Consider the following 8,057-nt stretch of genomic DNA (forward strand, 5'->3'; position numbering starts at 1 on the left):
AGCGTCCAAGCTTCGTCCTGAAAGCGATGATCGTGAAGACAACCGTTGCGAGGATGGCGAACCAGATGACGTTCGGCACATACAGGAATGGCGATCCATTCATGATGTTGAGAAGCATCTGGTTGTTGAACAGGATCGACTGCCCCTGCGAAATCTGATTGGCGACACCCGACAGGATCGACAACATACCGAGCGTTACCAGAAAGGATGGCACGCGCAGCCGGGTGACGACGAGACCGTTGATGAGCCCGACCAGCGCGCCTATTGCGATACCGACCGCCACCGCGCCGACCACGCCCACATAATCGACCGTCAGCGCCGTCAGGATTCCCGAGAGCGTGACGAGCGCGCCGATAGAGAGATCGATCGAACCCACGAGGATGATTGCCGTCTCGGCCAGCGACACCATCAGCAGGACCGAGGATTGGCGGCCAATATTCCCCGCATTGGAAGCCGACAGGAACAGCGGGTTTACGAATGAGAAATAGGCGATCAGGATGAGGATCGCGATCAGCGGCGGCAGGAAGGAGCGAAGCTGCCCTCCAACAAACCGGTTAGACTTCAGGCCGTCCACGATTGCGTTCATATTCGTCCTAAAGCATGGCGGGGAGGATATCGACCTCCCGCGGCTTCGCATCCTTGGGCGCGTCGATAATCGCCGAGCACATTCCGCTCCGCAGAACCATGATCCTGTTGGAGAGACCGATCAGCTCCGGAAGATTGTCGGAAACGAGCAGAATGGCGGCGCCGCCCTGCGCCATCTCTCGCATCAGGGCGTAGATATCTTCCTTGGCGCCGACATCCAGCCCCCGCGCCGGATCGTCCAGCACCAGCACCTTCACATTATGCGCCAGCCACTTAGCAAACACGATCTTCTGCTGGTTGCCGCCGGACAGCGTGCGGCACATCGCGGCCGGTCCAGGCGCACGAATGCGCAGGCGACCGATCCAGCTATTGGTGAGCGCCCGGCTGCGCGCCGGGGAGATCATCGCGAGGAACCGATGAGAGACCTGCGCAAGATTGGGCAAAGTGAGATTATTCTCGATCGTATCGGTGCCGATGATCCCAGCGACGGTCCGTTCGGCGGGCACATAGCCGATCCCAAGCCCGAGCGCATCGCGGCGCGATCCGGCCTTCATGGGCTTGCCCTCGATCGCGATCGTGCCGGCATCCTGCGCCTCCGCCCCCGCGACTACCTTGGCGAGCGTAGATTTGCCCGAGCCCAACACGCCAGCGACACCAAGGATTTCGCCTGCCCGCAGCTCGAAGGAGACACCCCGTAGATGCCCCTGCCTGGAGATATCGACCGCCGCGACCGCAACGCGATTCGTGGGCTCCGTCTGGATCGCCTCACGATAATAATGGGTGTTGCGCTCTCGCCCGACGATCGCCTGGTGCAGCGTCTGCTCGTCGGTGCCCTCGACAGGGCGCTGCATCACCACGCAGCCATCCTTCAGCGCAACAACCTCGTCGCACGTGGTGAAGATGTCGCCGAGACGGTGGGACACGAGAACGAAGGAACCCTTGGTCCGCCAGCGGGTGATCCCATCGAACAGCTTCGCGGCTTCCTTGTCCGACAAGGCGCTCGTCGGCTCGTCCAGCAGAATGATCGGCTCGACTGGGTAGACCCGGCCGAGCGCGAAGGCCTTGGCGATCTCCACCAGCTGCCGCTGGCCGAAGGAGAGATCGCCCGTGAGCGCGGTGGGGCTGACCTCGATCTCAAGCTCATCGAGCACGGCCTGCGTCTCAGAGATCATCGTCCGTTGATGCAGAAAGCCGGCTGAGGCGAATTTCGTCTCCCGCCCCAGGAAGATGTTCTCGAAGACCGGGATCGTGCCGATCAGCCCCTGTTCCTGGAACACGGTCGCGATGCCGTGACGCGCGGCGTCGGAGGGATGGCCAAACCCGACGCTCTCACCATTGATCGCGATCGTGCCCTGATCGGGCCGCACGGTGCCATTGATGATGGAGAGCAGGGTCGACTTGCCGGCCCCATTCTCCCCCACCAGACCCAGCATGCCGAAGCGCCTCAGCGTGAAGCTGACCGAGGTCAGCGCCTTGGTGCCGGGATAGGACTTGCTGATGTCCCGCAGTTCGAGCGCGGGTGGTGACGCCGCCTGGTCGCCCGGGTCGAAACCCGGACGGCTGGCGGCGACCGCGCTAGGCGGCATGGAACGGCCCGGACTTGTAGTGGTCCGCATAGAGTTTCGTCGTCGCGGCAAGCTGCGTCTGCCAATCCGCCGCCTTATAGGCCGCGTTGAGCTTGCCATCGCCAGGCATGCCGCCCCAGCGCGCGAAGGGGTCGATCGGGATGATCGTGTTCTGCGGGTCCCAGTCCTTGGGCGACAGCGTGCGGCTCATCTTCACCCAGTCGAATGGCAGCGTCGCGCTTTCGTAGACTTTGCGGTTGATCGACTCCGCATTCTCCGCCGTCGCGGTCAGCGAACCCGTATAGAGCAGGCGCTCCGGCAGGCTCGGCTTCCAGCCCGAGAAGGTGTCGAACAGCATCACCGCCGCGAAACCTGCCTGATAGGGTGGCAAGGAGGTGTTCGTGGCGACGAACTGTCCGCCTTTCGCGAGTTCCGTCAGACCCTCCGGCAGACCATCGATACCGGCGACCTTGACCGAGGTCATCTTGCGCTCTTTCAGCACGCTGAGCACGCCCAGCGCCATCGAGTCATTCTGCGCGAAGACCGCTTTCATGTCGGGATAGGCCGTGACCATGCTCAGCATCACGCTGCGTGCCTTTTCCCGCACCCAATCGCCACGCAGTCCGCCGACGATTTTGATGCCGGGGAAGTCCTTCGCGGCCTTCATCATACCGGCCGTCCGCGCATCGTCGGTCGGTGTCGCGAGGCCCTTGATGTGAACGACCGTGCCTTCACCGCCGATCGACTTGAAGAGCGCGGTCGCGACTTCGTAGCCTGCGAGCACAGAATTCGCAGTGTTGTAGGATACGAAATAGTCACCGACATCCGGCGGCGTGAACCAGGCCGGAATTTCCCAGATCGCGGTATAATAGACGCTGTTCTGCTGGCACAGCCGCGCGACCATCGGAACCTCGCCGGCGGCGACAACCGTGTTGACCAGCATATTGACGCTTTCGGTGGGCAGCCCGCGCACCTGGCTGAGCTCACGCGCCGCATCATTGTCATGGATCATCACGACGTCGCCGACCTTCAGCGCGCCGGCGGTGGCCTTGAAGCCCTTTTCGAAGGCAGCCCAATAGTCATTGGCGAGAGTCGCGAACTGCGCCGCGATCTTCCCAGGCGCGGCGGCGCGGGCCGATGGCATGAACCCTGCTGCCGCGCCCACCGGAACCGCAACGCCGGCCGCGGCCGCCAATTGCATGAACACGCGGCGGCCGACTGGATCATGCAGTCGCATTCCCGCGGCGATGAGTTTTTCTTCGTCGGACATGCTTTCTTTCCCCAATGCCTCTTCTCCTGATGACGACAGCAGAGAGGCGGTTTTTATATTGGCTAGTTATAGGCTCTGACATCTCACACGGTTGGGTTACCGCTAACAACCGCAATTTTGTCCATTCTGAACAGTTCACGCGTAGCCTTCAACCGTGCGAAGCGACCGTTGGAAGTTCGATACATTCAGGAAGGTGTTGGAGCGTTGGCCCTGACCAAATCCGCGTCCCGCAGCGCGGCCCAGAACTCGGCCGGGATCTGCTGGACCATGAGGTCGATGTTCTCCTGCATGTGATGCGGGTTGCGCGTTCCGGCGAGCACAGTCGGGATCGCGGGATGCGCCAAAACGAATTGCAACGCCGCCGCCTTCAGCGGAACATTGAACTCTTTGCAAACCTTTTCGATCCGCACGACGCGATCGATGATCGGCTGAGGTGCGGGACCATAGTTATAATGCGCGCCGGGTATCGCGCCCGTTCCGAGAATGCCGCTATTGTAGCAGCCGCCGAGTGCGATCGCGACGTTGCGCTCCACGCACAGCGGGAGAAACGTATCCAGCGCGTCCTGTTCGAGCAGCGTATAGCGGCCGGCAAGAAGAAAACAGTCGAAATCCCGCTCCTCCAAAGCCTGTTGGCAAACCGGCCATTCGTTGCATCCGACACCAATGGCTTTGACCACCCCTTCCGAGCGAAGGCGATCGAGCGCCTTGTACGCCCCGTCCATGGCCTGCCGGAAGTAGATCTTCTGCTGATCCGGACCATGGGTGAAGACATCGATATCGTGGATATAGGCGATGTCGATGTGTTCGAGGGCCAGGCGTTGCAGACTGTCCTCGAAGGAACGCATCGCGCCGTCATAGCTGTAGTCATAGGCTACCTTGAACGGCAACGGATCGACCCAGAACGGAGACTTCGCCTCCTCACGGCTGACGGGCACAAGCATCCGGCCGACTTTTGTCGAGAGGACATAGTCTTCACGAGGACGAAGACGCAGAGCCTCGCCAGTCCGATGCTCCGCAAGGCCCTGGCCATACATCGGTGCGGTGTCGAAGTAGCGGAGCCCGGCATCCCAGGACCTGTCGAAAACCGCTTGCGAATCCGCCTCCGTGACCGTGCGGAACTGATTTCCCAGCGGCGCTGTTCCAAGCCCCAGCGCGGTGACGCTCAACGATGACCGGCCGAAACGGTGTTTCTCGTGTGGATTCATGTGAACGATTCCTTCCGGTCAACAGGCTGCTTGTTAGGAGCAATGAGCGACGTCGCTCTCACCGTGACGGCGCCGTGAAATACAGCGCGTGCCGATCCGGCTGCGCCTTGGCCTTGGCGACCTCGTCACGAGACACGACGCGCAGATGCACCTCGTCGGGTCCATCCAACAGTCGAAGCGCGCGGCCCCAGCTCCAGAGATAGGCCAGTGGCGTATCATTGGAGAGACCCATAGCGCCAAAAATCTGCATTGCGCGATCCAATACGCGAACCTGCAGTCGAGCCGCGACGATCTTGATCGCCGAGACATCCACGCGCGCCGATTGGTTTCCTTCGGTATCCATCCGCCACGCCGCACGCAGACACAGAAGCCGCGCCTGGTCGATCTCGATACGGGACAGCGCGATCTCGTCCTGGTTATTGGCGAAATCAGCGAGAGCACGGCCGAAGACGCGTCGCTGCAACGCCCGCACACACATGAGTTCCAGAGCCAACTCGCACTGCCCGATGGTTCGCATGCAGTGATGGATCCGCCCCGGCCCCAGCCGTGCCTGCGCTATGGCAAAGCCCGCATGCTCCTCGCCGAGAAGGTTTCCGGCTGGCACCCGCACATTGTCGAAGGAGACCTCGCAGTGACCCTCGATCGCGTGATGATTCATGATGGGCACGTTGCGAATGATGCGGAAACCCAGCGCATCCATCGGAACGATGATAAAGGAATGCCGCCGGTGGCGCGGCGCATCCGCCTCGAAGTTCGACACACCCATCACGAGCAGGAACGCGGCTTTCGGATGGAGTGCGCCGGTGTTGAACCACTTCCGCCCATTGATGACATATTCCGCTCCGTCTTGCCGGATCTCGGTCTGCAAATTCGTCGGATCCGACGAAGCAACATCAGGTTCCGTGATCGAGACGACCGAGCGAATGTCGCCCGCCAACAAAGGGTCGAGCCATTGCTTCCGCTGCTCCACCGTCGCGAAGAGGTGCAGGATTTCCATATTGCCGGTATCGGGCGCATTGCAGTTGAACACCTCGGGCGCCCATGGCAAGCGCCCCATCAACTCGGCCAGCGGCGCATATTCGAGGTTGTTGAGCCGCGTGCCCGGCTCGTCCTCGCGCAGTCCAGGCAAGAACAGATTCCACAGCCCTTCCGCCTTGGCAGCGGCTTTCAAAGGCTCGATGACTTCGAGCGGATAAGTTCCAGCTTCAATCAGCTCGGTCACGCGCCGATGTTCGGGCAGTACGCGCGTCTCCATGAAGGCGGACAGGCGGGTGCGGAGATCCTCGACGCGCGATGAATAGGCGAAATCCATGGCGAGGCTCCGAGAGTTCGATGATCAGGCACTTTTGGTGATATCGAGGGCACGGCGCGCGAAGTGACGGCCCAAATGGCTCACTGCGGCCGCATTGTCGCCCGCCGCATTGCCCGCCTGTGCCCGATCGGCAATCCCTACGAAAATGACAGCGAAGCGAAATAGCGCGAAGGCCAGATGGAAGCTGCCGAAGCCCTCGACCGGCTTGGCACGGGCAAAATAACGCGCGACGAACTCGGCTTCCGTCGGAATTCCCAGTGCCTCACGATCGAGGCCGAGAATGCCCGCATATTCATCCGGCGCTGTGTGCCAAGGCATGCAGCAAAAGCCAAGATCCGCCAGTGGATGACCGAGTGTCGAAAGCTCCCAATCGAGAATTCCGACAACACGCGGCTCGGTCGGATGGATGATGAGATTGCCGAGTCTGAAATCGCCATGAGCGATCGCGATGGCGCCGTCATCCGGTGGCAGATGCGCAGGCAGCCAAGTGACCAGAGCATCAAGCTCCGGGATGTCCTTCGTCGGCGACTCCGCCCATTGTCGCGACCACCGAGCGATTTGTCGCTCGAAGTAATTTCCAGGGCGGCCGTAATCGCCCAACCCGATCGCGGCAGGCTCGACGGCATGCAATTTCGCCAGAGTTTCCGCCATGCTCAGGTAGATCGCACGCCGCTCGTCAGGCGAGAGGCCGGGTAGCGCGCAGTCGTGAAATACCCGGCCGTCGAGCCGTTCCATGAGGTAGAAAGGCGTATCGAGCACATCCGGCGTCTCGTGATACAGCACCATACGCGGCACCGGCACATCCGTGTCGGCAAGCGCCGCCATCACGCGATACTCGCGATCGATCGCGTGAGCGGAAGGCAAAGTCGGACCCGCGGGGCGTTTGCGCAGCACCATCCGGCGGTCCGGAAAACTTACGAAATAAGTCGGGTTGGATTGTCCGCCGCTGATCCGCTCCACTGCCATCGAGCCGCTCAATCCCAGCCTTTCCGCCAGGAAACCTCGCAGCCGCTCGACATCAAGCCCCAGTGTTTCATCTGGTCCGGTCACAGCGAACTCACCAGATGGCCGCCGTCAACTGCGATCGTCGAACCCGTCATGTAGCGCGATGCGTCGCTCGCCAGCAGCAGCAATGGCCCGTCCAGATCCTCCAGAGCCCCCAGTCGGCGTTGGGGAATGCGAGCGATCATCGCCTTCCCCGCATCGCTTCCGAAAAAGTCGCGATTGAGATCAGTCGAGATATAGCCGGGCGCCAGCGCATTCACGCGAATGCCGAAACGCGCAAGCTCCAAACCCATCGCTTGGGTCAGATGCACCAGCCCAGCCTTGGAAACCGCATAGGCCGAAACATGACCGGCGACCCGAAAGCCGAGGATTGAGGCGACATTCACGATTACCCCTTCCCGCCTCCCAGCCTTCGCGCTGCGTCCAAAGGCTCGCGACACCAGCCACGCGCCCTTGAGGTTGGTATCCAGCGTGCGATCCCAATCCTCCTCGTCGAGATCGAGTGACGAACCCGAAAGCGCAATGCCTGAGTTGTTGATAAGGATTGAGATCGGTCCAAATGCTTGCTCAGCTTGCGCGAAGGCGCTCCCCACCGAACCAGCATCGGAAACATCCATTACGGTCGCCGCGGCGCTGAATCCGGTGGCCTCCAATTCCGCGACAGCCTCCCACAACACCTCCGCTCGTCGCGCGGCCAGCACGACATTGGCGCCGGCTCGCGCCAATACTCCCGCGAAATGCCGCCCAAGTCCGGCGGAAGCACCGGTGACCAGCGCGGTTTTACCCGCGAGGCCGAACAGCGCTCCCTCATCCTGGCTCATTGGCCACCCAGCGACGTCGTGAACGCCGCCTCGGTCTTCGCTTGCACCTCATCGAGGCCGACGCCAGGCGCGAGTTCGATGAGATCAAGCGCGCCGCCACGCTTCCGAAAGCGAAACACCGCCAAATCCGTGATAACCAGATCGACGACATGAGTGCCCGTCAGCGGCAAGGTGCAGCGCTTCACCAGCTTGGGCGCGCCGGATTTCTCGACGTGATCCATCAGGATCGTGACGCGCTTGACGCCAGCCACGAGATCCATGGCGCCGCCCATGCCCTTCACCATCTTGCCCGGC

At 61.7% G+C, this 8,057-nt stretch carries 8 protein-coding genes; all 8 read right to left on the reverse strand.

All coding sequences use genetic code 11. The features are described 5' to 3' along the window. On the reverse strand, positions 1-586 hold a 586-nt coding region (locus tag GSQ83_RS20160), incomplete at its 3' end, for an ABC transporter permease (RefSeq protein WP_174246696.1). 7 nt (positions 587-593) lie between these two features. Then, positions 594-2,171 (reverse strand): sugar ABC transporter ATP-binding protein, encoded by a 1,578-nt coding sequence (locus GSQ83_RS20165; protein ID WP_158804656.1) that lies wholly within the window; start codon positions 2,169-2,171, stop codon positions 594-596. Next, positions 2,161-3,420, reverse strand: a complete 1,260-nt coding sequence (locus GSQ83_RS20170) for a sugar ABC transporter substrate-binding protein (RefSeq protein ID WP_158804657.1) — start codon at positions 3,418-3,420, stop codon at positions 2,161-2,163. The genes GSQ83_RS20165 and GSQ83_RS20170 overlap by 11 nt, the downstream gene beginning before the upstream one ends. A gap of 185 nt (positions 3,421-3,605) precedes the next feature. Beyond that, positions 3,606-4,625 carry an aldo/keto reductase gene (locus GSQ83_RS20175; protein WP_158804658.1) on the reverse strand — a complete coding sequence of 340 codons (1,020 nt, stop codon included), beginning with the start codon at positions 4,623-4,625 and terminating at the stop codon, positions 3,606-3,608. Positions 4,626-4,683: 58 nt separating this feature from the next. Then, on the reverse strand, positions 4,684-5,937 hold the full coding sequence (locus tag GSQ83_RS20180; RefSeq protein WP_158804659.1) for an acyl-CoA dehydrogenase family protein: 1,254 nt from the start codon (positions 5,935-5,937) through the stop codon (positions 4,684-4,686). A gap of 24 nt (positions 5,938-5,961) precedes the next feature. Continuing rightward, positions 5,962-6,987: a phosphotransferase family protein gene (locus GSQ83_RS20185; protein ID WP_254065804.1), complete on the reverse strand. Its 1,026-nt coding sequence runs from the start codon at positions 6,985-6,987 to the stop codon at positions 5,962-5,964. Continuing rightward, positions 6,984-7,763, reverse strand: a complete 780-nt coding sequence (locus GSQ83_RS20190) for an SDR family NAD(P)-dependent oxidoreductase (protein ID WP_158804660.1) — start codon at positions 7,761-7,763, stop codon at positions 6,984-6,986. The genes GSQ83_RS20185 and GSQ83_RS20190 overlap by 4 nt, the downstream gene beginning before the upstream one ends. After that, positions 7,760-8,057: CoA-transferase (locus GSQ83_RS30675; protein WP_305782249.1), on the reverse strand; the 298-nt coding region annotated here is incomplete at its 5' end. The genes GSQ83_RS20190 and GSQ83_RS30675, both read right to left, overlap by 4 nt.

Origin of the sequence: Acidisoma sp. L85 (genome assembly GCF_009765865.1) — a bacterium.
GTDB lineage: Bacteria > Pseudomonadota > Alphaproteobacteria > Acetobacterales > Acetobacteraceae > Acidisoma.

Bases quoted from the DNA above. Each gene is read 5' to 3' on its own strand.
- GSQ83_RS20170 (WP_158804657.1), bottom strand. From the start codon at position 3,420: ATGTCCGACGAAGAAAAACTCATCGCCGCGGGAATGCGACTGCATGAT.
- GSQ83_RS20180 (WP_158804659.1), bottom strand. From the start codon at position 5,937: ATGGATTTCGCCTATTCATCGCGCGTCGAGGATCTCCGCACCCGCCTG.
- GSQ83_RS20165 (WP_158804656.1), bottom strand. From the start codon at position 2,171: ATGCCGCCTAGCGCGGTCGCCGCCAGCCGTCCGGGTTTCGACCCGGGC.
- GSQ83_RS20190 (WP_158804660.1), bottom strand. From the start codon at position 7,763: ATGAGCCAGGATGAGGGAGCGCTGTTCGGCCTCGCGGGTAAAACCGCG.
- GSQ83_RS20175 (WP_158804658.1), bottom strand. From the start codon at position 4,625: ATGAATCCACACGAGAAACACCGTTTCGGCCGGTCATCGTTGAGCGTC.